Consider the following 25,764-nt stretch of genomic DNA (forward strand, 5'->3'; position numbering starts at 1 on the left):
CCCCCCCCCCCCCCCCCCCCCCCCCCCCCCCCCCCCCCCCCCCCCCCCCCCCCCCCCCCCCCCCCCCCCCCCCCCCCCCCCCCCCCCCCCCCCCCCCCCCCCCCCCCCCCCCCCCCCCCCCCGCAAGCGCGAACTCGCACGAAGATCTAGCTGGAACTGGCTCGCTCGGACTCGGCCCGGGCACCGTCGCGGCGAACGGCGGTGACCAGATCGTTCAGGCTTGTGAAGACAGTCTGGGGACGCCCGAGCGCGCGCTGCGCATCTCGAAGTTGTGTACCGGTGTGAACCTCGGCGCACACGTACCTGGCATAGCCGGCGGCGCTTGCCAGGTGGAACATGTCGACCAGGTCGTTGCGTTTCCATTTGTTCATGTGGTCGGTGAATCGGCGGATGAACAGCTCAGATACGAGCCCGACCATCGGCGAGTCCGTAAACAGACGTGAGAGCTCGCGGTCGCTGAAGGTCGGGAAGTCTGTTGCGTACGTAAGGCGCCTGTAGGCGGCTGTGTAGTAGCTGATGTTCTCGTTCCAGTACCGACGCCTGGCGAGTCGCCGGCGTTGCTCCTTCGGTAAGTGCTCAGCGTGGATCTGTGCGGTGATCTTGGTGTGATGGGTGACCCACTTCGTGAGTGAATCTCTCGGCATCCGATCGGGGTCTAGGAGCGCGTCGAGGATGACGCTCGGCATGGTAAGCATTGCGATGAATTTGGCTAGCTCGGGGGTTTGATCGGTGATGCCCAGGGATGTTTCCCTTCCGAAGAGCGCTCCTGGCTCGGTGACGATGGGATGCAGGATAGGTGCGTTCTGCGTCAGGCCGAGATGCTTACGGATCGACACCTCACATTCGTGCTGCCAGAGGTCCAGTGGGTTGCGTATCTGCCACCCGCTGGCCAGGTGGGCCATGGCGACGCCAATCTCGTAGCGCCGGTCACCGTTCAGGCCCGCGGTCTCCACCAAGTGCCCCGTCGAGAGGGGAAGCACGATCCCGCCGTCATTGGCAAGTCGAATGAGATCTCGCGCTGCGCGTCGCTCGTCAGGGTTCCTAACACGGGAGGGGTCGTGCATGGCGTCGGCGACGGTCCTCCACTGATTCTGGTCGAGGTACACCGACGGCCGGCCGTTGAGCGAGGGATCGGTCGCTGGGTTATAACCCTCGGTAATGATTAGGTCGTTCTTCACGGTGGTCGACAAGATCCACCACTTCTCCCAGTCGAACGTCGAGGTCGCGACCATGGAGTCATGCCGCTGGTGCTCGGGCTCGAGCCTGCCGTCAAGAACCCGCCCGTCCTGGCACACGATGCGAAAGTTGCCGCTTCCGTGATCGATCTGCCAGTACCTAAACCGGTCCGCCGAGATGACCCACGATTCATCCACACCGGAAGGATAGCTGCATTCCCGGTCCCGACGAGATGCTCAAAGCCCGCGGCTTGTTGACTCATTCCCCCTCCGCGTCATTCCGGTGGTTTGTGCCGACACCGATGCGCAGATGATCACGGTGTTCCTGCCGGTCATGCTGGTCCTTCCCCGCGGGGTGGTCCCGCCGGGGCTGACCGTCGGTTGCCGTGCGATTCGGCGGTGGGGTCGATGTGTCGTCGCCGGGCAGCGAGTGATCCGACTGGGAGGGGGCCGGTCCACGGCCTCGTCACCCGATCTCGTACCCGATCGACTCCGCCGCGTCGGCGACCAGACTCCACAGCAGGCTGGCGCTGAGTGGGCGGGAGAAGGCCGGAGCGGGCGGGAAGGTGTCGGCGGCCGGCTCGTACAGAGTGACGACCGGGCTCCCGGTCAGCGTCGACGGTGCCCACAACCCGTCCAGGTCCGGCCACTGCGACCTGATGGCCTGCGACCACGTCCGGCAGACGCGGCGGGGCGCGGCGGCCAGGGCGTGCGCGGCGTCGCTCCGCAACGCCCAGTCCCCGGTCAGGTCCAGGAGGCACAGCGAGCGGGTGGGTGTCCACGACGTGGCCTGGACCTCGTCGGAGGCGGTCACCCGCCGGGCCGTCTGGAACACCTCCGCGACGGCGGTGCGCAGGTCGATCGCCGCGTAGCTGACGCCCGAACCGGGATGCTCGCCCTGCGGCGACGGGTGCGGGTCCCAGCGGGCCGAGGTCAGCGGTCCGAAGATGCGGAACCCGTTCCACGGCAGCACGAACGGCCCGCGCGTCCGGTGCAGGCGCCACAGCACCGGCTGGATGGTCAGGACGTCGCCGGGTCGGCGGTGCAGCGGAGCCGGCGGGTGGGCCGGAACCTTGCGGCGGGTCGTCACCACCGGGCCAGGTCGGCCACGAGTTCTGCGACCGGGGCGGGATCGCCGCCGGTGGCCAGGTGCTCGACCGGGGTGCGCCCGGACAGTTCCTCCTGCGGCGACGTCATCAGGGCCTGGACGTCCAGCGGGTGCGCGGCCGCGGGGATCGCGGCGACCACCACGCCCAGCCCCGGCAGCTCGGCGCCCCCGCTGAACTGCCAGCTCGGGATCCGCCGGCGGGTCCCGATGGTGACGGCGTACAGCGCGCCCGCGGCCAGCCGGTGCGAGATGCGCGATCGGTCCAGCCGGAGCAGAGTGGCCGTCTGCTCGATGCTCATCGTGCCGACCACCAGCCGTTCGACCGCCCCGGCCGCCGCCGCGGCGCGGCGTTCCCGCTCCTGATCCGGCTCCCAGGACGCCACCCGCACACCGGTGCCGGCATGTCGGGTCAGGTAGTCGATCTCGGGACCGGTGAGTGGCGCGGCGGCGGTGCCGGGCAGCGACTCCAGGGCGTCGGCGAGCCCGGCCGCGACGTCGGCCTCGGTGAGGCCGACGCCGAACCGGCGGAGCACCTCGGTCACGGTCGACATGACCCACCTCCCTGAGGCGCACACGGTAGCACTCGTGTGCGCCGATGTGCGATGTCAGCGAGGTGCTCAGGTGTGGACGACGATGGCGGCGATCTCCGCGCTGACGCGAGGATCAGCTGCCGCCATGGTCTTCCGCAGCTGGGCGGCCTCGTGCTGGCGGACGGTGACATCGACGGAGGCGTGGTCGAAGTGCAGTGACGTCGAAGTGCAGTGACATGGTCGGCACCTGGAGGTGCAGGGCGCTCACCGCGTCGGGGCTCCCCGAGCGTGGGACCCCGACCGGCGCGGCGCCCCGATCAGGGCGCGATGGTCAGGTCCGCGATCCGATCGCCGTCCAGGGTGAAGCGGAAGCGGAGGTCGACGACCCCGCCCGGGAAGTCGCCCTCCAGGTGCTGGGTGACCACCGCATGGGCGCTGTCGGTCCGCTCGGCACCGGTCAGCCTCGCCGTGTACGTGTACTGCGACGACGCCGTCCGCCGCCAGCGCTGGATCGCCTCGATGCCGTGGTGGGCCCGGCCCTCGTCCGTGACGGTCGCGTCGGGGGTGAACAGTCGCTCGAAGGCGTCGGCGTCCCGGGCGGCGTGTGCGGCCAGGTAGGCGCCGATCGCGGTGGGCAGGGCGGTCAGGTCGACGGGGCTGGTGCTGGTCATGGCGTCTCCGATCGAGGTGCGAGCTCCGGACCACTCGACCGTTGCGTCTCTCCCGGGGAGAGGGTCAATGCTGGAGGCATGCACGACGGTGGAGTGCTCTCGATCGGAGAGTTCGCCCAGGTGACCCACCTGAGCATCCGGACGTTGCGCCGCTACCACGACGCGGGTCTGCTGGAGCCGGTCCGGGTCGACCCGGCCACCGGCTACCGCCGGTACGACCCGACCCAGATTCCGACCGCACAGGTCATCCACCGGCTCCGTCAGCTGGACGTTCCGCTGGCCGACGTCAGGAACATCCTGCACACGGACGACGCTGACGCCCGGGCCGCGCTCGTCGCCGAGCACCTGGGCCGGCTCGAGGACCGGCTGGAGCAGACCCGCACGGCGGTGGCCTCGCTGCGCCGGTTGTTGCGGCCCGAGCCGGGGGTAGTGGTCGTCGATCTGCGCCGGGAATCCGAGCTGCCGGTCGCCGCGGTGACCGTCGTCGTCGACGAGGTCGATGTGCTGGACGCCTACGCCGCCGCGATGGCCGAGCTCGACGCGGCGGTCCCCGCGCCGGCCGGACCGCCCGGCGGCATGTACGACAACGAGCTGTTCAGTCACGGCCGTGGCCGGGCGGTCATCTACCTGCCCGTCGACGCAACGGCGCCTCCCGCCGTCGGTCCTCCGGGGCGGGTCCGGGCGGTGACCCGTCCGGCGGCCGACCTGGCCGTCACCGTCCACCCCGGTCCGCACGACACGATCGACGTCACCTACGGCCGGCTGGGTGGCTGGGTGGTCGAGCACGCCCTGGCCGTGGCCGGTCCCGTGCACGAGCGGTACCTGGTCGGGCCGCGGGACACCCCGGATCCCGACCGGTGGCGCACCGAGATCGGCTGGCCGGTCTTCCGGCTGGCCGGTGCCGGGCCGGCCGGTGCAGACCGCGGGTGAAGGCCGCCGGCCGAGCTGGCCCCAATGTCCGTGCTGGTGGCCTCGGACGACGGCAGCGACCTCTCCGGCGCCCGGGTCGCCGTGACAGGCGGCCGGCCGATCCTGTGATCCTCCGGGCTCCGGGGTGATGATCGGTGGCGCCGGTCAGGCCGCCTGATCGCCCCGGAACGCCGGGACGGACCGCCACGGCCGGTCGCTGGAGGTCACCATGTCCGGATCCGTCCCGCTGCCCGAGGGTGCCGACCCCACCGTCCCGTCGTCGGACCGGCCGCAGGGGCGTCCCGGCCGGCCGTTCAACTGGCGGTCGCCATTCTTCATCGGCGTCACCGCCACGGCCGGGGTGGCCGTCACCTACGGCGCCATCCATCTGGCGATGCTGGCCGGCGGGGTGCTGGTGCTCATCGGCCTGGCGTTGTTCCTGGCCGTCGGCATGGAGCCGTTGGTCTCCTGGCTGGTGAGGCACGGATTCCGGCGCGGCTGGGCCGTGCTCACCACCGTGCTGCTGATCCTGGGCGTCCTCGGCGGCTTCCTGGCCGCCGCCATCCCGGTGATCGTCCACCAGGGTGAACAGCTGGCCGCCGACGTGCCCGGCTGGTTGCAGCGGGCCCAGGACCACCAGTCGTGGCTGGGCCGGCTCAACGACCGGTTCGACCTGACCGCCAAGGCCCAGACCCTGTTGTCCGACTCGGGATCGACGCTGGTCGACGGGGTGGTCGGGATCAGCCGCGAGGTGTTCTCGGTGGTCGGCGACAGCCTCATCGTGCTGGTGCTGACCGTCTACTTCCTGGCCGATCTGCCCCGGCTGCGGGCCCTGGCCTACCGGCTGGTGCCCGGCTCGCGTCGGCCCCGGGCGGTGCTGCTGGGCGACGACATCATGGCCAAGGTGGGCGGTTACGTCCTGGGCAACCTGGTCATCTCACTGGTCGCCGGCGTGCTGACCTTCATCTGGCTGATCGCCTGGGGCGTGCCGTACGCGCTGCTGCTGTCCATCGCCGTGGCACTGCTGGACCTGATCCCGGTGATCGGCTCGACCATCGCCGGCGCGTTGGTCGCCCTGGTCGCGCTGACCGTCTCGGTGCCGGTCGCGCTGGCCACCGTCGCCTACTTCGTGGTGTACCGGCTGGCCGAGGACTACCTGCTCATCCCGCGCATCATCGGGCGCACCGTGCACGTGCCGGCCATGGTCACCGTGGTGGCCGTGCTCATCGGCGGGGCGCTGCTGGGCATCGTGGGGGCGCTGGTGGCCATCCCGATCGCCGCCGCGGTGCTGCTGCTGGTGCGAGAGCTGTTGCTGCCGCGACTCGATCGGGCCTGATCGGCGGCGCCGGGGCGGGCCGGGCGGTGCCCGGACCGCTCAGCCGGGCAGGCCCATCCGCTCCCGCCGGTAGGTGCCCAGGGCCTCGGCGGCGGCGACGCTGAAGGCGGTGGCGTCGGCGGTGTCGGCGAACTGGGCCTGGTACTGCCGCCGCCCGAACACCGGGATGCGCACCGTGGCCGACGCGTCCGCGGGACCACCGGGCTGCACCGCGTCCGGACCGAACTCGGGGTCCAGGTGGCCGTACGGGAAGGTCACCACCTCCCAGGACGGGCGGAACCCGCCGGTAGCGGCCGCGGCGATCAGCCGCACGTCGGTGACGACGAGCAGCAGGGGCTGCAGCAGCACCCGACCGTCGGTCGGGTCGATCATCCGGACGGCAGTGGAACGGTCGAACAGTCGCTGCACGTCCGCCAGATGCGGTTCGAGGGCGGCGCGTTCGCCACGGGCCGGTCGGCGGCGGCCGAGCAGGTCGGCGTACGGGTCGGCGGGCACCGACGCACGGTACCCGCGGGGTCGGTGGGTCGACCGGGACCACCGTCGGGCCGGTGCGGCCGGGTTCGTAGAGTGCCCGGATGACCGAGGCATCGTCGAGCGCGGAGCAGACCGCGCCCCGTCCCGTGTTCGTGTCACCGGCCGATCTGGCCTCGGAGCTCGACGGGAGCACCCGCCCGCACCTGCTCGACGTGCGCTGGGTGTTCGGCGGCCCACCCGGGCGGCCCGAGTACCTGGAGGCGCACCTGCCGGGCGCCGTCTACGTCGACCTGGACACCGAACTGTCCACCCACGGCGCTCCGGAGGACGGGCGGCACCCGCTGCCCGACGTGGCCGACCTTCAGGTCGCGGTACGGCGGTGGGGACTGCGCGCCGGCGAGCCGGTGGTCGTCTACGACGACTGGAAGGGGATGGCCGCCGGCCGGGCCTGGTGGTTGCTGCGCTGGACCGGCATCGCCGATGTCCGCATCCTGGACGGCGGGCTGGCCGCGTGGCGCGCCGCGGGACTCCCGGTCGAGGCCGGGGACGTGACCGCGGACGCCGGGGACGTCGAGCTGCAGCCCGGGCAGATGCCGACGCTGGATCCCGATGGTGCCGCGGCCCTGGCCCGCGCCGGCGTCCTGCTCGACGCCCGGCCCGCGGTGCGGTACCGCGGCGAGCAGGAGGCGCTCGACCCGCGGCCCGGGCACATCCCCGGCGCCCGGTCCGCGCCCACCGCCGACAACGTCAGCGCCGACGGCACGATGCTGCCGGCCGACCGGCTGCGCGCGCGGTTCGCCGGACTCGGGGTGGTGGCCGGCGGCGACGTCCCGGTCGGCGTCTACTGCGGCTCCGGCGTCACCGCCGCGCACACCGTCGCGGTGCTGGCCGACCAGGGCATCGATGCCGCCCTGTACCCGGGCTCGTGGTCGCAGTGGTCGAACCTGCCGGAGCGGCCGGCGGTCACCGGATCCGAGCCGGGCTGAGCCGACTCCTCCTGCGGATCGCCGACGGTCGCGGTCAGCCCCGGTGCGCCGCGAAGTGCGTCCGGACCTCCTGCTGCCAGGCCGCCCGCCGTGCACCGTCGATGAACGCGGCGTCGAACGAGTTGAGCGCCAACCGCTCCAACGCCTCGACGTCCATCCCGAGTCCGGTGTGCAGCGCGGCGTAGTTGGCGTCCACGTACCCGCCGAAGTAGGGCGGGTCGTCGCTGTTGACCGTGACCAGCACGCCGGCGTCGAGCAGCGCGGGCAACGGGTGGTCGGCCAGCGTGTCCACCGCGCGCAGGGCCACGTTGGACAGCGGGCAGACGGTGAGCGGGACCTGGTCCTCGACCAGCCGCCGGACCAGCGCCGGGTCCTCGATCGACCGGATGCCGTGGTCGACCCGGCCGACGTGCAGCACGTCCAACGCGGCGATGACCGTCTCCGGCCCGCCCTCCTCCCCGGCGTGGGCGACCAGGTGCAGGTCCTCCGCCGCGGCGCGGGCGTACACGTCGGCGAACAGCTCCGGCGGAAAGCCGATCTCGGTCGAGTCCAGGCCCACCCCGATGATGCGGTCGCGGAACGGCAGGATCGCCGTCAGCATCTCGTCGGCTGCGGCGGCGCCGCGGTCCCGCAGGAAGCACATGATCAGGTCGGTGGAGATGCCGTGCGTGCGCTCCGACTCGTCCAGGGCGCCCGTCAGACCGGCCATCACCGCCTCGATCGGCACGCCGTTGCCCAGGTGTGTCTGCGGGTCGAAGAAGATCTCCGCCCGGCGCACGTTCGCCACCCGAGCTCGGTCCAGGTACCCGGTGGCCAGCTCGAAGAAGTCCTGCTCGGTGCGCAGCACGGTCAGGTTCGCGTAGTGCAGGTCCAGGAAGGACTGCAGGTCGGTGAACGCGTACTTGGCCTCCAGCTCCTCCAGGCTCTCCACCGGGAGCCCGACGCCGTTGCGGGCGCCCATCTCGATCACCGCGGCCGGCTCGATGGTGCCCTCGATGTGCAGGTGCAACTCGGCGGTGGGCGGGCTGGTCAGGGGATGCGTCACACCGCGATGATTCCACCGGAGTCCGCCGCGCCCGCGGCGGACCACGTCCGGGGGACCGAGATGACGGCAGCACCGCGCACCGTGGCCGACCACCTGATGGACCGGCTGGCCGAGCTGGGCGCCGACCGGGTGTTCGGCGTCCCCGGCGACTACACCCTGAGCCTGCTGGATCACGTCGTCGCCCACCCCGGCCTGACCTGGACCGGGTGCAGCAACGAACTGAACGCCGGATACGCCGCCGACGGGTACGCGCGCCTGTGCGGGATCGCCGCGCTCTGCACGACCTTCGGTGTGGGGGAGCTCAGCGCGATCAACGCGCTGGCCGGCAGCTACGCCGAGCACGTCCCGGTGGTGCAGATCGTCGGCTCGCCGGCCACCCGGACCCAGGCGGCGCACCGGATCGTGCACCACTCGCTCGGTGACGGGGTGTTCGACCAGTTCCTGCACATGCACACCGACATCACCGTGGCTCGGGCGTCACTCACCGCCGAGAACGCGGCCGCGGAGATCGACCGGGTGCTCGTCGCCGTCCGCGACCACAAGCTGCCGGGCTACCTGCTGCTGCCCGCGGACGTCGCCGAGGCCGCGTGCCCGGCACCCACCGGGCCGCTGCCGGCGCCGGTGGATCCGACGGACCCGGTGGCGCTGGCCGCGTTCCGCGAGGCCGCGGCGGCCCTGCTGGCCGGAGCCGACGGCCCGCCGGTGGTGTTGGGCGGGCTGCTCACCCACCGGTTCGGCGCGACCGCCGAGCTGGCCCGGCTGGTCCGGCGCAGTGCCGGGCTGGCCACCACCATGTGGGCCAAGAGCCTGCTCGACGAGGCCGACCCGCGGTTCACCGGCATCTACGCCGGTGCGGCCAGCGACCCGCAGGTGCGCCGGCTGGTCGAGGACGCCCCGGTGCTGATCACCGCCGGCGTGCAGTTCACCGACCTGACCAGCGGCTTCTTCAGCCAGCAGTTGCCGCGGGAGCGGACCGTCGAGGTGGCCGCGGCCGCGGTGAGCGTCGGGGACCGGCTGTTCCAGCCGATCGCGCTGCCGACCGCGCTGCGCGTGCTGGCCGACCTGGCCCAGGACCGGCCGGTCACCGACGGCGGAGCGGCAGACGTGACCGTCGACACACCGGCTGTCCGGGACCGCAACGGCTCGACAGCGCTGACACAGCAACAACTCTGGGACACCGTGGCGGCGCATCTGCGTCCCGGCGACGTGGTGCTGGCCGATCAGGGCACCTCGTTCTACGGCATGGCCACGCACCGGCTGCCGACCGGCGTGACGTTCCTCGGCCAGCCGCTCTGGGCGTCCATCGGCTGGACCGTCCCGGCCCTGCTCGGCGCCTGCCTGGGCGCGCCGGGGCGCCGGGGTGTGCTGCTGGTCGGTGACGGCGCCGCCCAGATGACGGTGCAGGAACTGGCCACGGTGCTGCGGCTGGAGCTGCCGGTGCTGGTCGTGGTGGTCGACAACGACGGCTACACGGTGGAGCGCGCCATCCACGGACCGGCCGAGCCGTACAACGACATCGCTCGGTACGACTGGGCGGCGCTGCCGGCGGCGCTCGGCCTCGGTCACGACGCCGACGCCGCTGTGGTGCGCACCGAGACCGAGCTGACGGCCGCGCTGGGTGCGGCGGCGGCCCACCCGGCCCGGTTCAGCCTCGTGCAGGCGGTGGTCGACCGGCTCGACGTGCCGCCGCTGCTCACCACCATCGCCCAGCAGGCGGCCCGGGCGAACGCCCGGAGCAGCTGACGGGGTCAGCCCAGCACGACCTCCGGCAGGATGATCCGTTCGGCCCACTGCAGCATCCGGCCGCGGGAGATGGCCTGCGGGAAGGACAGTTCACTGCGCACGACCGGGCCGGCCGGGTGGAACAGCAGGAACCAGGTCTGCGTGCCGGTGAGCACCAACGGCAGCTCGTCCGTGGCGGCGGGCAGCAGGTGGTCGCCCAGGTCGAACGCCAACTGGGCGTTCGGCTCGATGGCCAGCCGGGTGGCCGTGCCCTTGAGGTGACGGGTGCCCGGCGGTGCCCACGGCACGCCGGTGTGGTCGTCGCCGGTGGTCACCACGACGGCGAAGCTGCCGTCGGGGTGCAGGGTGCGCGGCAGGTTGCTGGGGTTGTCCTGGCGCCACCCGAGCGGCACCAGTTGGCTGCGCAAGGTGCGGACCACGGCCGCCCAGCGCCGCAGCCCCGGCATGATCGGCGGGTCGAACGGCGAGTCCTGGTCGTGCCCCCGGCCCGCTGCCGCCGCCGCGGTCAGCAGCACTCGGGTGCTCAGGCCGAGGGCCGCCAACCGGTCGTCGGCCCCGGCGGGGAGCGTGGTGACCGGGACCCGTCGGTCGCCGGGCAGCGGCTCAGGCCCCGCGCCGGGACGAAACCGGTCGCTCGGCTCGGTCAGCACGGTCGGCACGGGACGCTCGATCATGGCGGGATGGTGGCACCCGGCACCGACAACGAGGCTCAGACCGGCTCCGGGGTGACCGGCCAGCGGCCTCGCGCGCTGATCCGGTCCAGCCGACGTTCGAGCACCGTGCCGACCGGGTACGACGCGGCCAGCGTGAGCATCTCGTCGGCCAGGGCCGGCGCGACGCGTGGGTTCCAGCCCTGTTGCTCCAGGCAGCCGGCCAGCGCCACCACCACGTCGGCAGCGGACAGCGCGACGTTCCCGACCCGGGCGGTGGTCGTGGCCAGGTGGGAGTGCATCCCCGCGAAGGCGCGCCCGCACCCGCAGGCGCCGTCAGGGTCGCGTTCGTCCGCGCTGCAGACCGGCCCGATCCAGACCAGTTCTCCCTCCACGCAGTGGTGGAAGTCGTTGGCGCGCTGCCCCTGAGCCCACGCCGTGGCCACCAACATCCGCATGGTTCACCTCCGTCCACCGCCGTACGGACACTGTACACGTGTTCGAACAGTGGTGGCGTGGCGGCGTACCGTTCAGCCGTTCGTGCGTCGCCCGCCGGTCCCGGACCCGCTGGAACCGCCGCCGAATCCGCCCCTGCCGGGTCCGGTCTGGGTGCCGCCGGTGAGGCCACCCAACCCGCTGGAGCTGCTGTCGTCGGAGTCCTCCGACGGCAGCGCGGCGAACAGGTCGGCCAGGACCACCTGCTGGCCGGCGGTCAGTCCGTCGGTGACCTCGACGCTGTCGGTGCCGATGGCGCCGACGGTGACCGGCGTGACGGCGATCGCTCCGGAGTCCTGCAGCACGGCGACGGTGCTGGCCGACCCGGACCGGGTCACCGCCGAGGCCGGGACGGTGAGCACGTCGGCCACGTCGTGGACCGTGATCGACACGGCTGCGCCGGCGCCGTTGTAGAGCATGTGGTCGACCGGATCGAGCGTGACCGTCACCGGGTAGCTGGCCGTGCCGGTGGAGGAGTCGGCCAGCACGCCGATGACCGACACCACCCCGGTCAGCGTCTGCTCGACCCCGTCGACCTGGATGGTGGCCTGCTGGCCGACGGCGACAGAGTCGATGACGGCCAGTGACGCGGTGGTGGTCACCGCGTAGCTCTCGGTGCCGACCACGGTGATCACCGCGGTGCTGGACGACGCGCTCACCGACCCACCGACCTCGACCGAGATCGCGGCCACGGTGCCGGCGAGCGGGCTGGTCAGCGTGGCCAGGGCCAGCTGCTGCGTCGCCACCGCGAGCTCGGCTTCCGCCAGGTCGATCTGCGCCTGGTCGGCCGACAGCTGGGCCGCGCTGGCCGGTGCGGAGCTCCGGGTGGTGCCGCTGCCGGTCTCGGTCAGCGACTCACCGGCGGTGCCGCCGGTGTTGCTGCCCGCGCCCGCGCTGCTCGCCCCGACACTGCCGGCCCCCGTGGTACCGGTACCGGCACTCCCGGTACCGGTACTGGACGCACCCGCGCTGGTCGGAGCGTCCTGGGTCTGCTCACTCCCCGATCCGTCGGGAACCGAGCCGGCTGCACCACCGCTGCTCGCGCTGTCGGAGGCCCCGCTCGGGATCTGGCTGCCGGCATCACTGTCGCCGCTTCCGCTGCCGCTTCCGCTGCCGCTTCCGCTGCCGCTGGTTGCCGCGGCTGCGGCGACCAGGGCGGCGATCGCGTCATCGAGGGTGGCTTCGACGTCCTGCTGTGCGAACTGCGCCTGCTGCACCGCCTGCTGGCCGTCCAGGACCCGCGAGATCGCCGTACGGCAGGAGACGAGGGCTGCGGTCCAGTCCTCGGAAGGATCGACGTCAGCGTCGTCGGCGCCGTTCTCGGGTGCGGTGGTCGCTTCGGTGGTGTCCGGCGTGCTCGACGGTGCCGTGGTGGCCGGCGCCGTCGTGGAGGACGTGGTGGTGTCGGTGGGTGTGGTCGGGCTGGATGTGCTGTCAGTCGGGGTACTGGTGGACGGCGCGGTCACGGTGCTGGTGCTGGTGCTGGTGGTCGCGGTTGTCTGGTTCAGCAACGGCGCGCACGCCGTCCGCTCCTGGTCGATGTCCGCTGCGACCTGCGTCAGCAGCGCGTCGATGTCTCGCTGCTGCTGGATGACCGCATCCTGAGCGGTGCGCACGGCGGTGACCACCGGCTCGAGGTCCGCAGCCGCGGACCCGGTGGTGGTGTCGGTGGAGTCGGCGGTCCCGGTCGCCGCCGGGGCTGCCTCGGATGCGGATGCGGGTTCGGTCGTGGGGGTCGCCGTGGCGGCCGCGGACCCGCGGGCCGCGGCGGGTGCGGAGTCGGTGTCGCCGGCGGTGTTCGACCCGGCAGTGTCGTCCGCCGCGACACTGTTGGTGTTGGTGTTGGTGTTGGTGTCGGTGTCGGTGTCGGTGTCGGTGGTGTCGGTGGCGGTCTGGCTCTCCTGGTCCGCCGCCAGCACCTCATGCGCGTCGGCCAGCGCCTGCTCGGCCTGTTCGAGCTGCTCCTGCAGCGCGGCAGGGTCGATCGTGGCCAGGGTCTGCCCGGCGGTCACCGTGTCGCCGATGGCGACGTCGATCGAGCTGACCGTGCCGCTCACGGCGAACGCGGCGTCGGCCCGGTCGACCGAGCTGATCGTGCCGACGGACGCTGCGATCTGGGCGACCGATCCCCGGGTCACCGTCGCGGTCCGGTATCCCGGTCCGTCGGACCCGGTGCGGGCCACGGCGACGCCGCCCGCGCCGACGCCGAGCACGACGGCTGCGGCGACGGCTGCGCCGATGCGGCGGCGCCGGCGGCGTTGCGCGCGGCGCTGGGCGGCGGTGGGCCGGCCGGTCGGCGGGTCGGTGTGCAGCGCCCAGATCGGCGAGGTCGGCGGCTCAGCCATTGCCGGTGCCCTGCTCCGAGCGTCCGCCGCGGCCGGCGCCGAAGCCGGTGGTGCACCCGTCGTCGCCGGGGTCGCTGACCGCGATGGCGGTGGCCGTGACGGCGCCCTTGCTGTCGGTCTCACCTTGCGCGGTGGCGCACCGGCCCACCGTGAGGGCGGCGGCGTCGGTGGCCTGAGTGGTGGTGATGGTGGTGGTGTCGGTGATGGTCAGGGTCCGGGTGGTGGTGCTGCCCTGGTCGTCCGAGCTGGTCGCGCCCGGTCCGGGCATGCTGGCCGCCTCGACCGTGACGGTCGCGCCGTCGACGGCCGTGACCGCACCGCTGACGAATCCGGCCATGTCACCACCTGGGTCACCACCGGGACCACCACTGCGGTCACCACCGGGGCCGCCGCCGTCGGGGGCTCCGGACTGCGGTGCTCCGGACTGCGGTGCTCCGGTGGGCATGGCTCCGGTGGGCATGTCGCCACCGGGCCCGGCCCCGCCCATCATCCCGAAGCCACCCGCGGCGCAGCTGCCGTCGACCGGCTGTGTGACCTGCACGCTGGCTGCGGTGATCGATTCGTCGGTGTCGTCGGTGTCGGCGGTCTGGCCGATCACCGTGATGCAGCTGCCGACCGTGATCGCGGACAGGTCGGTGGTGACCGTCTGCGTGATGGCGGTGCTGCTGTCGTAGTTGACGGTGGTCTGTCGGTCGGAACTCTGCACCTGTAGCTGCGCGTCGGTCGCGGCCGCAATGGTGCCCGAAGCGGCCGACCGGGCGGCACCGAACTGCCCACCCGGACTCCCGTTCTGACCGGCGCCGCCCTGACCGGTCGGTTCCTGTCCGGCGGCGGTCTGGTCGACCGAGATGTCGGCGACCGTCCCGCTCGTCGCGGTGTCGGAGCTGCCGCAGGCGGCGAGACCGAGGGTGACGACCGCGGCCGTGATGCCCACCAGCGCAGGGCGCAGCAGTCGGCGGGACGGATGAGACGTGCGAGTGGTCATCGAGGGTCCTCGTCGGTGATGGAACGGGAAGGCGGGAGCGGGAGCGCGGTCACTCGCTGCGGAGGGCATCGATCGGGGCCAGCCGGGCGGCGCGGGTGGCGGGGTAGACGCCGAAGACGATGCCGATGGCCACCGCGACGGCGATGGATCCGGCGACCGCGGCGGGCGACACCACGATCGTGGTGTCCAGCAACGTCGGCAGGACCCGCGCGGCGACGATGCCGAGGAGGGCGCCGAGCAGGCCGCCGGCCAGCCCCAGAACCGTGGCCTCGACCAGGAATTGGCGCCGGATCGCGGCCGGCGGCGCCCCGAGCGCCTTGCGCAGTCCGATCTCTCGGGTCCGCTCGGTGACCGACACCAACATGATGTTCATGACGCCGATGCCACCGACCAGCAGTGACAGTGCGGCGATTCCGGTGAGCAACACGGTGAGCGTCCGACTCACCGAGGTGGCCGTGGCCAGGAGCGACTCCTGACTGGCGATGCTGAAATCGGCGGATTCGGCGTCGGAGATGCCGTGGCGGGTCAGCAACAGCGCCTGCGCCTCCTGGTACGCGGCCGACAGGGTGTCCTCGGACGTCGCCCGCAGGTAGATGGTGGACACCGCCGTCCGCGTCGACCCGCCGATGATCCGGTTGGCGGCGGTCGACATCGGTACCAGCGCCTGGTCGTCGAGGTTCGTCGTCGAGTCGGAGCCGGCGGCGGTCAGCACGCCGACCACCTCGAACGACAGATCGCCGATGGAGACGGTGCGACCGACGGCGTCGGTGGTGCCGAACAGTTCGGTGGCCGTCTCGGAACCCAGCACGGTGACCGCGGCCTGGTCGGCGTCGTCCGCGGTGGTCAGGAACCGGCCGCCGGCCAGGGTCCGCGTCCGGACGTCCAGCCAGTCGGCGGTGGTTCCGACGACCGACGTGGTCCAGGTGGTGTCGCCGGCGGCGAGGGCCGTCGAGGTCGACTTCACCGGGGCCACCGCGGCGATGTCCGGCGCCGCGGTGTCCGAGGTCAGGGCCTGCGCGTCGGCCACGGTCAGGGTGGATGCGGAGCCGAAACCGCCTCGGACGCCACCCGAGTCGGTACTGCTACCGGGAGACACGATGAGCAGGTTCGATCCCAGCGAGCTGATCGAGGCGCCGACCTGCTGCTGGCTGCCCAGGCCCAGGCCCACGGTGAGCACCACGGCGGCGATCCCGATGAGGATGCCCAGCATGGTCAGCGCGGAGCGGAGCCGGTGGCTGCGGATGGCCTCCCAGCCGGTGCGGAAGGTGTCGAACCACGTCACGACCGCACCCCGACCTCGGCCAGCAGGCCGTCGCGGACCCGGATGATCCGGGCGGCCCGCTCGGCCACCTCCTGCTCGTGCGTGATCAGCACGACGGTGCGGCCCTGGGCGTGCAACTCGTCGAACAGTTGCAGTACGTCGGCGGTGGCGGTGCTGTCCAGGTTTCCGGTCGGCTCGTCCGCCAGCACCAGCGCCGGCTCGCTGACCAGTGCCCGCGCCACCGCGACCCGCTGTTGCTGCCCGCCGGACAGCTCGCCCGGGCGGTTGCCGACCTTCTCGCCGAGCCCGACCCGCTCCAGGGCGGCGATCGCCCGGGCCCGCCGTTCGCCCCTGGGGACGCCGGCGTAGCTCAGCGGCAGTTCGACGTTCCGCCAGGCCGGCAACGAGGGCAGCAGGTTGAACTGCTGGAACACGAAGCCGATCCGCTGGTTGCGGATCTCGGCCAGGTCCACCTCGTCCATCTCGCCGACGTCCTCACCGGCCAACCGGTAGCTGCCCGCGGTGCGGGTGTCCAGGCAGCCCAGGATGTTCATCAGCGTCGACTTGCCCGATCCCGAAGGGCCCATGACCGCGACGTACTCACCCTGGTCGATCCTGAGCGAGACGCCGCGCAGCGCCTCGAACTCGATGGATCCGGTGCGATAGGTCTTGCGAACCTCGACGAGCTCGATCACCGGTGCGGCGTGCTCGCCCGGCTCGATCGTGGTGGCGCTCACCGACCGCCACCGAACCCGGCCGGCGCGCCACCCGCCCCGCCGGATGAGCCGCCGCCGGGGAACTGTCCGCCACCGCCGGGGAATTCACCGCCGCCGGGGAATTCACCGCCGCCCGGCATCTGCCCGGTCCCGCCGTCGGTACCGGTCCGGGCGCCGCCGCCGGTCAGCGTGGTGACCACGACCTGGTCACCCTCGGCCAGCCCGGCGGTGATCTGCACGGCGGTTCCGTCGGTGGCCCCGGTGCTCACCTCGGTGTCGACGGCCGCAGCCGGGTCGGTGCTGCCGGCCGGGACCAGCGACACGGTCGACGTGCCGTCGACGGTGCGTACGGCCGCGCTCGGCACGGTCAGGACGTCGGTGACCTGCTCGTAGGTGATGGCCACCTCGGCCGCGGTGCCGTCGTGCACGCCAGTGGGGCTACCGGTGACCTGGATGGTCACCGGGTACGCGGCGGTGTCCGACGAGCTGGTGGAGATCAGGCCGACCGATTCGACCACCCCGAAGATCGTCGCGTCGGCGCCGTCGACGGTCAGTTGGGCCTGGTCGCCCGCGGCGACCAGATCGACCTGGGTGTCGTCCACCGTCACGTCGACCCGCCAGGAGTCGGTGGCGACGATGACGAACGCGGCCGTGTTGCTGGTCGTGCCGCCGCCTGACGTGCCCCCGCCCTGACCGCCGCTGGTGCTGGTGCTGCCGGTCGAGCCGGTGACGGTCTGCCCGACCGACACCCCGACGCTGGAGACGACGCCGTTGATCGGGGAGACCAGGGTGGCACTGTCCAGGGCCGTCTGAGCGGTGTCCACGTCGGTCTGCGCCAGCGCGATCTCGGCCTCGTCCGCGGCGAGTTGCTCGTCGGAGGCGTCGGCGTCCTCGTGGTCGGACAGCGTCGCCTGGGCCTGGGCCAGCTCGGCCTTGGCCTTGGCCAGGGTGACCTGCATGCCCAACGTGTCGACGGTGGCCAGCGCCTGTCCGGCGGTCACGGCTTGGCCGGCCTGTACGTCCACCGAGGTGACCGTCCCGGAGCCGACGAACTCGACGTCCTGCTGCACGCTGGGGGTGAGGGTGCCGCTGGCGCTGATCGTCTTGGCGATGGTGCTCACCGCGGCGGTCACGATGCGGGACTGACTCGTCGGCAGGGGGCCGGCGGCGGCGTCGTCGCTGTTGGACCGCAGGAACCACCAGGTGCCGCCGGCCGACAGGGCGGCGATCAGTACCGCACCGACCAGGACAGTGACCCAGGGCCGGACGGTCAAGATCCGGCGAACTCTCGTCATGCAGCTGTCCTCGCGTCGAACCGTGCCGCGTGGGCACGCAGCCTGATCTCGACGGAGCTTGGGCAGCGTTGCTGTGGGCCAGCCCAGCTTCCGGTAGCAAGACGGTGTGTCCATGGGGGCGATCCGTCGGTGTGGCCGGCCGCGACCTCTTGACGCACGGCCTGTGACCGTGGGTGATGACAGCTGATCCGTCGCGCCGGCGGCCCGACCGGGTCGGCCGGTGGCGGCCTGGTCGGCTCGTCGCGACGCGGACCGCTGGCCCGGGTGTTCCTCGGTTCGCGGGCGACCAAGATCGTCCGGCACTCGCCGGTCCCGGTGGTGGTCGTCCCGTCCGCGGTCGCCCGGCAGGAGGCGCAGCGGGTGCTGGGGACCGGCTGACCGCCCGGTGCACCGAGCCGGCGCGACGGTCGACAATGAGCTGGTGTCACGCCTGCTGGTCATCGACGACGTCACCGCCCGCCCGCCGGTGCCGCACACCGCCCTGGGCCCGGCGCTGATGCGCTGGATCGGCGACCCTGCGTCCGACGACAACGACGACGGCGGCGGTCCGCCCGTGGACGAGGCGGTGCGGGCGTGGCGTCCCGATCCGACCATGGCCTTCACCGGCCGGGACTGCGTGACGCCGGGCATCGCGGAGGCGGTGGTCGCCGCCGAGCGTCACGGGTACGTACCGGTCCGGCGGGGGCCGGGCGGCCGGGCCGCCGGGTACGACCGGGGCTCGCTGTGCCTGGACCACGTGGGTCGGACCGGCCCGGGCACACCCGACATCACCGGCCGGTTCGCCCGGTTCGCGCACCGGTTCGCCGACGCGTTGCGCGCGCTCGGGGTCGACGCCCAGGTCGGCGCGGTCCCAGGGGAGTACTGCCCGGGCGACTGGAGCGTGAACGACGGGGCCGGGCACAAGCTGCTGGGCACGGCGCAGCGGCTGACCCGCGCCGGCTGGCTGTTCAGCTCGGTGGTCACGGTGGGGCCGCCGGATCCGGTGCGGGCGGCGCTGGTCGACGTGTACGCGGCGCTCGGCCTGGACTTCGCCCCGGCCACGGTCGGATCGGTGGTCGACGTCGTGCCCGGCCTACGGTGGGACGACGCCAAGGAGGCGTTCATCGCGGCACTCGGCCGGGACGTCGACGTGCAACGGACGACCGAGGTGCCGGCGGCCGTCCTCGCCGAGGCGGCCGGGACGCTCGAGCAGTTCCGGGTTCCGGTGCGTGTCGCATGAGGGTCGGACTGCGCCGCCTGCGTGAGCTGCTGGTCCGCGCGCTGCGGCACCTCATCGCGCCGCTGAGCCGGACCCGGGCGTTCCGCCGGGTCGGACCGAGGGTGCTGCCGCGGCTGGAGCGGCTGATGGACCGGGTCACCGGGGGGCGGGTACCGCTGAGCGGGCTCTTGGTGCCGTCGCTGGTGTTGCACACCACCGGCTCCCGGACCGGGACGGCCCGGCAGTCGGTGCTCATGTACACCCCGGACGGCGTCGGCGGCGCGGTGGTCGCCGGGACCAGCTTCGCCCGCGACCGGCATCCGGCGTGGAGCGGCAACCTCCTGGCCCACCCGGACGCCGCGGTGAGCGTGCGCGGGCGGACGTTCGAGGTGCTGGCGGTGCCGATCGGGGGCGACGAGCGCGACCGGGCCTGGGCGCGGATCGAGCGGCAGTGGCCGGGATACCGGGACTACGAACGGAACTCGGGCCGGACGGTCCGGCTGTTCCGGTTGACCGCGGTCGACCCGGAGATCACCTTCCCGGCCTGGTGACGCCCCGTCCGCTGCCCATGCCGCCCGTCGCCGCCTGACCGGCCGTGGTGGTCGCCAGCGTGGTCCCGCCGGCGACGATCGTGTAGCTGCTGCCCGCGGTGACCGCGCTCGACGAGTACACGACCGAGGACAGCGTCTTGGTGGTGGTGAACGAGGTGACGATGGCGCCGTCCGCGGCGACGACGTCCAGGACGGTGCCGGGGCCCACCGAGCCGCTCAGCGTGGCGGCCAGCCAGCCCTGCGGCGAGTCCGCACCCGGTGAGACAGCCATCCCCGAACTGCCGGTGGCCAGCAGCTCGCCGCCGGACACCGTGAGGGTGCCGTTGACGTCGAGGGCGCCGTTGCCGTTGCCCGTGGGACCCTCCACCACGACCGTGCCGCCGGAGACACTGGCGTCGCCGTTGGAGTCGAGGCCGTCACCTTCGGCATCGACGGTGATCGTGCCGCCACTGATGGCGACGTGCACGTCGGCGTCGGCGGCCTCGCCGCCGCCCATGCCACCCGCCATGCCGCCCGTCCCCCCGCCTGCCCCCGGACCGGTGCTGGTGTCCTCGCCGCCGGAGACGGCGTTGAGGCCGTCGTCGGTGGCGGTGACCGACACGTCCCCGGCCTGGATGGTGATGGTCGTGCCCTCGATGCCCTCGTAGGACGACGGGATCGTGACGGTGCCGCCGGCGATCATCACGTCGCCGTCGGCGTGCACGCCGTCGTCCCCGGTGGTGGCGGTGAGGTCGCCTCCGTTGACCGTGACCACCCCGTCGGAGTGCACCGCGTCGTCGGCGCTGTCGACCGTCACGGTGCCACCCTCCAGCACGACGCTGGCCGAGCCCTTGATGCCCTTGGCCGAGACGTCGTCGGCGAGCTCGGCGGTCGCGCCGCCGCCCGCGGTGATCGCCGTGGTGCCGCCGGTGATCACGACATCGGTGGCCGCGTCGATGCCGTCCCCGCCGCCGTCACCGCCGCCGTCGACGGTGACGCTGCCGCCGCTGATCGAGACGTAGCCCTTGGTGGCGTCCTCGTCGTTGTCGGACTTCAGTCCGTCCCCGCCGGCGTCGACGGTGACAGTGCCGCCCTCGACGACGAGCAGGTCCTTGCCGCGGATACCGTCGTCCACGGCGGTGACGGTGATCGTGCCGGACCGGATGACCAAGTCGTCCTTCGAGGCGATCCCGTCGTTGTCGTTGCCGGTCACGGTGAGGGATCCCGTTCCGGTGATGATCAGGTCGCTCGCGCTGAACAGTGCGGCGTTCGGCTCGTCGGTCTCCGCGTCCGGGTACACGGACGTGGAGGCGTCGGAGAGGGTGTTGGTGGACCCGTCGGCGAGTTCGACGACGGCGGTGCCGGCGTCCGCGATGACCAGCGGTGCGTTGGTGGAGCTGGTCAGCTCGACGCCGTCGAGGATGACGACCACGGTGCCGTCGTCGGGCGCGTCCACGACGACCTGACCGTCGGTCAGCGTGCCGCGCAGGCGATAGGTGCCGGACGCGGTGATCCTCACGGTGCTGCCGTCGACGGTCACGGCGGCGCTGTCGGCCGTGGCCGTGGTGCCGTCCAACGAGATGTCCACCGTGCTGCCGCCGGTCGACGACGCCTGTGCCGCAGTCGCATTCGCGGCCAGCGTGTCGGCCGCACTGGCGCCGACCACTGCAGTGGCGATGGCTTCCGCGGTCGCGGTGGTGGTCTCGGCGGCGGTCGTCGAGGTGGCCGAGGCGGACGTTCCGGCCGATGCCGCGGTGTCAGCCGTTCCGGACGAGCAGGAGGCGGTCACCAGGGCCACCGACAGCACAGCGGGCAGCAGGATGGTACGGATCGAGCGCTTCATGGGAATGCTCCAGGTCGGTCGGGGAGGGGAGGGGCTCAACGCTCGAAATGGCGGCGGAGCGTGCGGTTCCACGTGGTCGACGGCAGCTCGGGACGCAGGGCGGCCAGCCCGGTCCCGTACTTCGAGACGCGACTGGGCCGGCACCGGCGTCGCCAGAGCAGGTGGTCGACCTCGGACAGCCGGTCGGCGGTCTTGGTCTCGACGATGGCCAGTTCCGGCAGCCGCAGCTCACGGTGCCCGTCGATCGCCCAGCGCAGGTCGGTGTCGATGGTGACGCGGCTGCGGGACGCGGGGAGGAACAGGGTCGTCCGGCGGTAGCTGGTGGTCATCACCGGTGCCACCACCAGACCGGTCCGACGGTCGAGACCCGCTGTTGAGATCGCCCTCTCGGCGAACACTGCCGTCTCCGGGTCGACCACCGCGGGGTGGGCGGACTCGTGCGGGCGCCGGGACTTCACCGTGCGGCCGCGGCCGTCCCGGGTCTTGACCTCGAACCAACACTCGGCCGAGTCGAGGTAGGTCCGCGTCCGCAGCTTGAACCGCCGCCGGCGACGGTGCGCGGCGAGGTGGTAGCAGAGCAGGTCGGGCGTGTCGAAGTACACGGACTCGTAGCCGAAGTCGCGCCGGCCGGCGATGTCCAGGACCTGCGCTCCCGGGCCGATCGCCGCGACCAGGTCGTCGAGCTGGACCCGGGGCACCAGGTACTTCCGGTCCATCCGATCGAGCAGCGCGGCCTGGATGACCAGATCGTCGAGCGAGATCGAAGGCAATGCATCGATCGTCGCGACGGCGTGGCCGGTCATCGGGCGATCACCTCGTGACTGGCGGCGTCCAGGCGGTGGCCGACGTCCTGCCGCGGACGAAGGGCGTACCGGGCTTCGACCGTCGTGGTGTCGTTCACCAGGTCGAGCCGCTGCACCACGACGCGGTGCACGCGGGCGCCGAGCATCTCCTCGAGGTGGGCGACCAGGTCCGATTCCCGGGGGAACGCCCGGTCGAGGACCACCACCTGGTGGCGGTACCGCTGGAACAGCGCCGGGTGGTCGCCGACGAACATGACCAGGACGATCATCGCCATGAGCGCCGGCGACACCCATCCCGGCGTGGCCGTCAGACCGGCCAGCAGCCCGAGCGCGAGCGCTGAGAAGTAGTAGGCCACTTCGTGTTGCTCGAGTTCTGTCGACCGGAGCCGGATGATCGACAGCACGCCGAACAGGCCCAGTCCGACGCCGGCGGCCGCCGAGGTGGAGGTGAGCACGCTCGACACGGCCAGGACGCCGGCGTTGACGCCCAGGTATGCCACCACGAGATCCCGCCGACGGTGTCGGGGGAAGTACAGGGCGAAGGTGAGCAGGCCGACGGCGACGAAGTCGGCGGCGAAGAGTGCGATCTGCGGCACGGGAGTCCTCCAAGGAAGTCCCGACCATTCCGCCCGCGGTCCCTGTATCCCGACTGTGTGCTGGCCCAGCACACGGGATGCATCACGGTTCCGCGGGCGCCGGTCAGCCCACCGGCAGTGCGGTCGAACCGAGCGCCCACAGGCTGGAGGTCAGCGAGTGCACCGGATCGGTGAGCTCGATCGCGCACTGGGCCACGGTACCGAGCGGATCGTCGGAGGCCGAGCCGTTGTGCGACCGGACGGTCACGGTGATGCGCAGCCGGCCCGCGGCGGTGGGGTCGGGCATGTCGGTGGCGGTGGTCACCAGGTCGCGGCACGACGACTCGAGCTGCGACGGCTCGACGTCCGGCGTCACGGTGGTGAAGCCGAACAGCTCGGCGCGATGCGGTCGGGTGCACCCGACCGCCGCGCCACCGACCTGCTCGCGGCACACCCCGAACCGGGCGGTGTCGGGAGTGGTGAGGTGCAGGACGCCGGCGACCGGTCCGGCCAGCGCGCCGGCGGGATCGCCGGCCAGGTCGATCGGATACACGATGCACGCGCCCCAGGCCTGCCCGGCGGCGGCCTGACGCGGTCCCGGGCCGATGAGTGCGGAGCCGAAACCGGCGGTTGCCGACCACATCCCGTTCGGGACGGTGGATGGGGCACCGGCGTGCGGCTCGGGGACCGGATCCAGACCGAGGTAGGTGCCGGCCTGGTCCCGGCAGGACTCGGCCAGGGTCGGCTGCCGGAAGTCGCGGTCCGGCGCGACCACGCTGGCCACGTAGTCCGGCACCACGAAGACGACCTCGCCCTGTCGCGGACCGTCGCACGCGCGGACGGCAGGACTGGGCAGGTACAGCGGACTGCCGTACGAGGTGGCCTGGTCGAGGAAGCCGATCACGCAGTCGCCGGTCCGGGGGGCCGGTACGAGCGGTTCGGCGACCGGGCGGCCGCCGACGATCCGGTCGTCGATGACCGACACCACCACGACGGCCAGCAGCGCCATGGCCAGCATCACCGCGCCGAGCCACCGCCTGTCCATCCGCTGAACCTAGCCACCGGCGACGCCCGGTTCTGCCCTGCACGGTGAGGGCTTCCGCACAGCTGTCCGGGACGGAGTGGATCACTGCAGCCGGCTGATCACGGTGTGCCACGGACGGGACCGGGGCGGTGGGGGTGGGGCACTGGCGTAGGTGTGGCCGGTGGGGGTGGTGACGACGGCAGCCGCTGCGGATCCAGTCGTGTGCCAGCCGTCGTGGTCTTTGGTGAGGTTGCAGCGGGCGCAGAGGCCTTGGCCGTTGTCGGTGGTGGGGCCTTGGTCGGTGTGGGGCTGGATGTGGTCGGCGTGGCGGATGGGGGCGTCGCACCAGGGTGTTCGGCAGGTCTGGTCGCGGGCGATGAGGAACTGTCGGTCGAGGTGACCGAAGCGGCGACGGCGTGGATCAGCCTGGCTGACCTGGCCATTCGGGTCGGTGAACAGGCGCCGGATGAACACTCGGCTGGATTCGGGGGCTTCGCGGATGAGGTGCCGGGCGAGGCCGGCCGGGACCGGTCCGTGGCCGACGATCACGGCGGGTTCGGTGTCGCCGTCGAGCAGGGTGCGGTCGGTCATGACCAGGTTGATGGTCAGGTCCACCCCGGCCGGCACGGTGGGCAGCTCGCTGACGTCGTCCTCAGCATCGGGATCGCCTGACTCGGTCACGGTTCCGGCGGTGACGCGAGCAACCAACTCATCGGCCATCACCTGGCCCCGGCCACGCTCGTCGCCGGTGGCGAACACGGTGTCGGCGTGCCGCTGCAGGGCCGCAATCACAGAGACGCCTTGGACGACGGGCAGCAGCGCGGTCAGGTACGTCATGCAGTCCGGCGCCGTGCGGAGGTTGACCCGCCGGTCGTGGTGGGCTTTGGCGTTCCGCGCGACCGCCTGTTTCGGGTCGAGTCGGTAGGCGATCCGGGTCGCCTCGGCGGCCAACGCCCGGTCCCCGAGACCCACGTACGAGTCGGCCAACTGCTCGTCCGCCTGCCGCTGGTCGGTGCGGGTCAGGCAGGCGGTCTCCCGGGCGACGAGGGTGGCCTTCCACTCGCTGACCTCGCCGCGGCGCAGCGCGGACGCGAGACGGGGCAGTTCGTCGCGCAGGGACAGGGCCAACCCGAGATGCCGACCGCCCTGGGCGGGTGAGACCCGCCGGGCGAGCGCGACCTGCGCTCCGACGGATCGTCGCACCGCCACCCGGCGGCGTTTGGCCGCGTCCCCCGGCTCGTTGGCCGAAGCAGACCGGTCGGAGGCGGTGAGTTGCTGGTCCAGCAGGCAGGTGGTGGCGCGGGCCTGCAGAGCGGCGCCGGCCGCCTTGAGCCGTTCGACCGCGGTGATCAGCTCGACCAGCGCGTGGTCATCCATCCCACTCGGTGCCGTCGCGGCGAGCTGTTCGACCCAGGCGGCGACCACGGCCGGGATCACCGACGGCGAGAGTGTCATGGTCGACATGTGTTCGATCATACGTCTGTGAACAGCGGGTATTGAGGTTGTCCACATGATCGAACGGGTGGCGTTCTGGTCGTCGCACTGTCGAGTAGCTCGGTGTCCAATGGACGGAAGATGTGCGACGACGCTTCTGCCGCAATCAATCTCGCGGATCGTGGACGAGACGAACGTGGAGCTGGATGGGGAGCGTCGCCGGCGGGCGATGCGCCGGTAGGTGCCAGGCATGGACGCCGGTGACCCGGTCGGCGTGGCTGCGGACGTCGCCGTCGTCCGCAGCCCCGCTCAACACCCGGCGACAGCCCCCGGCCGCCCGGGCGGCGGGCGGCCCGGACCCGCTGACCCCACCACCAGGTCGCACAGCGCGATCACGGTCGGGGCGCCCGGCCGGTCGTGCGTGGTCAACACGCTGATCACGGCGCAGCCCGCCGCCCGGGCGACTTCGACACCGGCGGGCGCGTCCTCGAGCGTCGGGCCGGCCGGAACACAATCATCCCGGTGTGGGCAGCGAGCGAGCTGGCCACCGCGCAGGTGGTGCGCGTCAGCCGACGATCAGCAGCGCAGCCGTCGCCCGAATCTGTCGATCGGTCAACGCGGCCTTCAGGCGTT

The 25,764-nt window shown here is 72.5% G+C and carries 25 protein-coding genes and 2 pseudogenes; 9 read left to right on the plus strand and 18 right to left on the minus strand.

Going from position 1 to position 25,764, the window contains the following annotated elements:
* Positions 1–146: 146 nt before the first annotated feature.
* The 3 genes from JL106_RS14075 to JL106_RS14085 form a co-directional block, all read right to left on the minus strand.
* The gene (locus JL106_RS14075; RefSeq protein WP_205261369.1) at positions 147–1,373 is read right to left on the minus strand and encodes a hypothetical protein; all 1,227 of its coding nucleotides are present in this window, start codon (positions 1,371–1,373) and stop codon (positions 147–149) included.
* A gap of 268 nt (positions 1,374–1,641) precedes the next feature.
* Complete coding sequence (locus JL106_RS14080; protein WP_205261370.1) at positions 1,642–2,268, minus strand: RES family NAD+ phosphorylase; 627 nt, start codon at positions 2,266–2,268, stop codon at positions 1,642–1,644.
* Positions 2,262–2,834: a hypothetical protein gene (locus JL106_RS14085; RefSeq protein ID WP_205261371.1), complete on the minus strand. Its 573-nt coding sequence runs from the start codon at positions 2,832–2,834 to the stop codon at positions 2,262–2,264. Before JL106_RS14085 ends, JL106_RS14080 begins: the two co-directional genes overlap by 7 nt.
* Positions 2,835–2,906: 72 nt before the next feature.
* Between JL106_RS14085 and JL106_RS21675 the strand changes: the two genes are divergently transcribed.
* Positions 2,907–3,032, plus strand: coding sequence for a hypothetical protein (locus tag JL106_RS21675; RefSeq protein WP_268928207.1), 126 nt, complete (start codon positions 2,907–2,909; stop codon positions 3,030–3,032).
* A gap of 98 nt (positions 3,033–3,130) precedes the next feature.
* On the opposite strand, the gene JL106_RS14090 is transcribed toward JL106_RS21675, so the two are convergent.
* Positions 3,131–3,484, minus strand: a complete 354-nt coding sequence (locus JL106_RS14090) for a nuclear transport factor 2 family protein (RefSeq protein WP_205261372.1) — start codon at positions 3,482–3,484, stop codon at positions 3,131–3,133.
* 93 nt (positions 3,485–3,577) lie between these two features.
* Between JL106_RS14090 and JL106_RS14095 the strand changes: the two genes are divergently transcribed.
* The 3 genes and pseudogenes from JL106_RS14095 (at position 3,578) to JL106_RS14100 (ending at position 5,729) form a co-directional block, all read left to right on the plus strand.
* Positions 3,578–4,414, plus strand: coding sequence for a MerR family transcriptional regulator (locus JL106_RS14095; protein ID WP_407940167.1), 837 nt, complete (start codon positions 3,578–3,580; stop codon positions 4,412–4,414).
* A 6-nt stretch (positions 4,415–4,420) separates the two neighbouring features.
* Positions 4,421–4,522, plus strand: a pseudogene (locus JL106_RS22565) (NAD(P)-dependent oxidoreductase); the annotation flags it as partial.
* A 100-nt stretch (positions 4,523–4,622) separates the two neighbouring features.
* Positions 4,623–5,729, plus strand: a complete 1,107-nt coding sequence (locus tag JL106_RS14100) for an AI-2E family transporter (RefSeq protein WP_205261374.1) — start codon at positions 4,623–4,625, stop codon at positions 5,727–5,729.
* Positions 5,730–5,768: 39 nt separating this feature from the next.
* Here the strand turns inward: JL106_RS14100 and JL106_RS14105 are convergent, their stop codons facing one another.
* On the minus strand, positions 5,769–6,224 hold the full coding sequence (locus tag JL106_RS14105; RefSeq protein WP_205261375.1) for a hypothetical protein: 456 nt from the start codon (positions 6,222–6,224) through the stop codon (positions 5,769–5,771).
* An 80-nt stretch (positions 6,225–6,304) separates the two neighbouring features.
* Between JL106_RS14105 and JL106_RS14110 the strand changes: the two genes are divergently transcribed.
* The gene (locus JL106_RS14110) at positions 6,305–7,189 is read left to right on the plus strand and encodes a sulfurtransferase (RefSeq protein WP_205261376.1); all 885 of its coding nucleotides are present in this window, start codon (positions 6,305–6,307) and stop codon (positions 7,187–7,189) included.
* Between the two features lie 34 nt (positions 7,190–7,223).
* On the opposite strand, the gene JL106_RS14115 is transcribed toward JL106_RS14110, so the two are convergent.
* Complete coding sequence (locus JL106_RS14115; protein ID WP_328842401.1) at positions 7,224–8,234, minus strand: adenosine deaminase; 1,011 nt, start codon at positions 8,232–8,234, stop codon at positions 7,224–7,226.
* A gap of 60 nt (positions 8,235–8,294) precedes the next feature.
* Here JL106_RS14115 and JL106_RS14120 point away from each other — a divergent pair, with 60 nt between their 5' ends.
* A complete protein-coding gene (locus JL106_RS14120) occupies positions 8,295–9,977 on the plus strand; it encodes an alpha-keto acid decarboxylase family protein (RefSeq protein WP_205261377.1) in 1,683 nt (560 codons plus the stop codon).
* A gap of 5 nt (positions 9,978–9,982) precedes the next feature.
* Here the strand turns inward: JL106_RS14120 and JL106_RS14125 are convergent, their stop codons facing one another.
* From JL106_RS14125 to JL106_RS14155, 7 genes are all read right to left on the minus strand, one after another.
* Positions 9,983–10,651: a hypothetical protein gene (locus JL106_RS14125; RefSeq protein WP_205261378.1), complete on the minus strand. Its 669-nt coding sequence runs from the start codon at positions 10,649–10,651 to the stop codon at positions 9,983–9,985.
* A gap of 35 nt (positions 10,652–10,686) precedes the next feature.
* Complete coding sequence (locus JL106_RS14130; protein WP_205261379.1) at positions 10,687–11,085, minus strand: DUF7715 family protein; 399 nt, start codon at positions 11,083–11,085, stop codon at positions 10,687–10,689.
* A gap of 72 nt (positions 11,086–11,157) precedes the next feature.
* Entirely contained in the window at positions 11,158–13,467 is a 2,310-nt protein-coding gene (locus JL106_RS14135) for an efflux RND transporter periplasmic adaptor subunit (protein ID WP_205261380.1), read from the minus strand.
* Positions 13,460–14,452: a hypothetical protein gene (locus JL106_RS14140; protein ID WP_205261381.1), complete on the minus strand. Its 993-nt coding sequence runs from the start codon at positions 14,450–14,452 to the stop codon at positions 13,460–13,462. The genes JL106_RS14135 and JL106_RS14140 overlap by 8 nt, the downstream gene beginning before the upstream one ends.
* Before the next feature lie 49 nt (positions 14,453–14,501).
* A complete protein-coding gene (locus JL106_RS14145; protein WP_205261382.1) occupies positions 14,502–15,734 on the minus strand; it encodes an ABC transporter permease in 1,233 nt (410 codons plus the stop codon).
* On the minus strand, positions 15,731–16,450 hold the full coding sequence (locus JL106_RS14150) for an ABC transporter ATP-binding protein (protein WP_328842405.1): 720 nt from the start codon (positions 16,448–16,450) through the stop codon (positions 15,731–15,733). Before JL106_RS14150 ends, JL106_RS14145 begins: the two co-directional genes overlap by 4 nt.
* A complete protein-coding gene (locus JL106_RS14155; protein ID WP_205261383.1) occupies positions 16,447–17,724 on the minus strand; it encodes an efflux RND transporter periplasmic adaptor subunit in 1,278 nt (425 codons plus the stop codon). Before JL106_RS14155 ends, JL106_RS14150 begins: the two co-directional genes overlap by 4 nt.
* A 231-nt stretch (positions 17,725–17,955) precedes the next feature.
* Between JL106_RS14155 and JL106_RS14160 the strand changes: the two are divergent.
* The 3 genes and pseudogenes from JL106_RS14160 to JL106_RS14170 all read left to right on the plus strand — a co-directional run.
* Positions 17,956–18,102, plus strand: a pseudogene (locus JL106_RS14160) (universal stress protein); the annotation flags it as partial.
* A 43-nt stretch (positions 18,103–18,145) separates the two neighbouring features.
* Positions 18,146–18,943 carry a lipoate--protein ligase family protein gene (locus tag JL106_RS14165; protein WP_205261385.1) on the plus strand — a complete coding sequence of 266 codons (798 nt, stop codon included), beginning with the start codon at positions 18,146–18,148 and terminating at the stop codon, positions 18,941–18,943.
* On the plus strand, positions 18,940–19,473 hold the full coding sequence (locus JL106_RS14170) for a nitroreductase family deazaflavin-dependent oxidoreductase (protein WP_205261386.1): 534 nt from the start codon (positions 18,940–18,942) through the stop codon (positions 19,471–19,473). Before JL106_RS14165 ends, JL106_RS14170 begins: the two co-directional genes overlap by 4 nt.
* On the opposite strand, the gene JL106_RS14175 is transcribed toward JL106_RS14170, so the two are convergent.
* The 5 genes from JL106_RS14175 to JL106_RS14195 all read right to left on the minus strand — a co-directional run bounded on the left by JL106_RS14175 (position 19,454) and on the right by JL106_RS14195 (position 25,161).
* Positions 19,454–21,295 (minus strand): carbohydrate-binding domain-containing protein, encoded by a 1,842-nt coding sequence (locus JL106_RS14175; protein ID WP_205261387.1) that lies wholly within the window; start codon positions 21,293–21,295, stop codon positions 19,454–19,456. The genes JL106_RS14170 and JL106_RS14175 overlap by 20 nt on opposite strands.
* 35 nt (positions 21,296–21,330) lie before the next feature.
* Complete coding sequence (locus JL106_RS14180; protein WP_205261388.1) at positions 21,331–22,098, minus strand: polyphosphate polymerase domain-containing protein; 768 nt, start codon at positions 22,096–22,098, stop codon at positions 21,331–21,333.
* A complete protein-coding gene (locus tag JL106_RS14185; RefSeq protein WP_205261389.1) occupies positions 22,095–22,694 on the minus strand; it encodes a DUF4956 domain-containing protein in 600 nt (199 codons plus the stop codon). Before JL106_RS14185 ends, JL106_RS14180 begins: the two co-directional genes overlap by 4 nt.
* Positions 22,695–22,797: 103 nt before the next feature.
* Positions 22,798–23,718, minus strand: a complete 921-nt coding sequence (locus tag JL106_RS14190) for a hypothetical protein (protein WP_205261390.1) — start codon at positions 23,716–23,718, stop codon at positions 22,798–22,800.
* An 81-nt stretch (positions 23,719–23,799) separates the two neighbouring features.
* Positions 23,800–25,161: an HNH endonuclease signature motif containing protein gene (locus JL106_RS14195; RefSeq protein ID WP_236007679.1), complete on the minus strand. Its 1,362-nt coding sequence runs from the start codon at positions 25,159–25,161 to the stop codon at positions 23,800–23,802.
* Positions 25,162–25,764 lie beyond the last annotated feature (603 nt).

It is taken from the genome of Nakamurella leprariae (genome assembly GCF_016918035.1).
Classification (GTDB): Bacteria; Actinomycetota; Actinomycetes; order Mycobacteriales; family Nakamurellaceae; genus Nakamurella; species Nakamurella leprariae.

What these genes read in the sequence shown, in the direction of transcription:
- JL106_RS14090 (WP_205261372.1), bottom strand. Translation starts at nt 3,484, where the DNA reads ATGACCAGCACCAGCCCCGTCGACCTGACCGCCCTGCCCACCGCGATC.
- JL106_RS14190 (WP_205261390.1), bottom strand. Translation starts at nt 23,718, where the DNA reads ATGGACAGGCGGTGGCTCGGCGCGGTGATGCTGGCCATGGCGCTGCTG.
- JL106_RS14120 (WP_205261377.1), top strand. Translation starts at nt 8,295, where the DNA reads ATGACGGCAGCACCGCGCACCGTGGCCGACCACCTGATGGACCGGCTG.
- JL106_RS14130 (WP_205261379.1), bottom strand. Translation starts at nt 11,085, where the DNA reads ATGCGGATGTTGGTGGCCACGGCGTGGGCTCAGGGGCAGCGCGCCAAC.
- JL106_RS14100 (WP_205261374.1), top strand. Translation starts at nt 4,623, where the DNA reads ATGTCCGGATCCGTCCCGCTGCCCGAGGGTGCCGACCCCACCGTCCCG.
- JL106_RS14140 (WP_205261381.1), bottom strand. Translation starts at nt 14,452, where the DNA reads ATGACCACTCGCACGTCTCATCCGTCCCGCCGACTGCTGCGCCCTGCG.
- JL106_RS14175 (WP_205261387.1), bottom strand. Translation starts at nt 21,295, where the DNA reads ATGAAGCGCTCGATCCGTACCATCCTGCTGCCCGCTGTGCTGTCGGTG.
- JL106_RS14180 (WP_205261388.1), bottom strand. Translation starts at nt 22,098, where the DNA reads ATGACCGGCCACGCCGTCGCGACGATCGATGCATTGCCTTCGATCTCG.
- JL106_RS14155 (WP_205261383.1), bottom strand. Translation starts at nt 17,724, where the DNA reads ATGACGAGAGTTCGCCGGATCTTGACCGTCCGGCCCTGGGTCACTGTC.
- JL106_RS14195 (WP_236007679.1), bottom strand. Translation starts at nt 25,161, where the DNA reads ATGTCGACCATGACACTCTCGCCGTCGGTGATCCCGGCCGTGGTCGCC.
- JL106_RS14110 (WP_205261376.1), top strand. Translation starts at nt 6,305, where the DNA reads ATGACCGAGGCATCGTCGAGCGCGGAGCAGACCGCGCCCCGTCCCGTG.
- JL106_RS14135 (WP_205261380.1), bottom strand. Translation starts at nt 13,467, where the DNA reads ATGGCTGAGCCGCCGACCTCGCCGATCTGGGCGCTGCACACCGACCCG.
- JL106_RS14125 (WP_205261378.1), bottom strand. Translation starts at nt 10,651, where the DNA reads ATGATCGAGCGTCCCGTGCCGACCGTGCTGACCGAGCCGAGCGACCGG.
- JL106_RS14085 (WP_205261371.1), bottom strand. Translation starts at nt 2,834, where the DNA reads ATGTCGACCGTGACCGAGGTGCTCCGCCGGTTCGGCGTCGGCCTCACC.
- JL106_RS14170 (WP_205261386.1), top strand. Translation starts at nt 18,940, where the DNA reads ATGAGGGTCGGACTGCGCCGCCTGCGTGAGCTGCTGGTCCGCGCGCTG.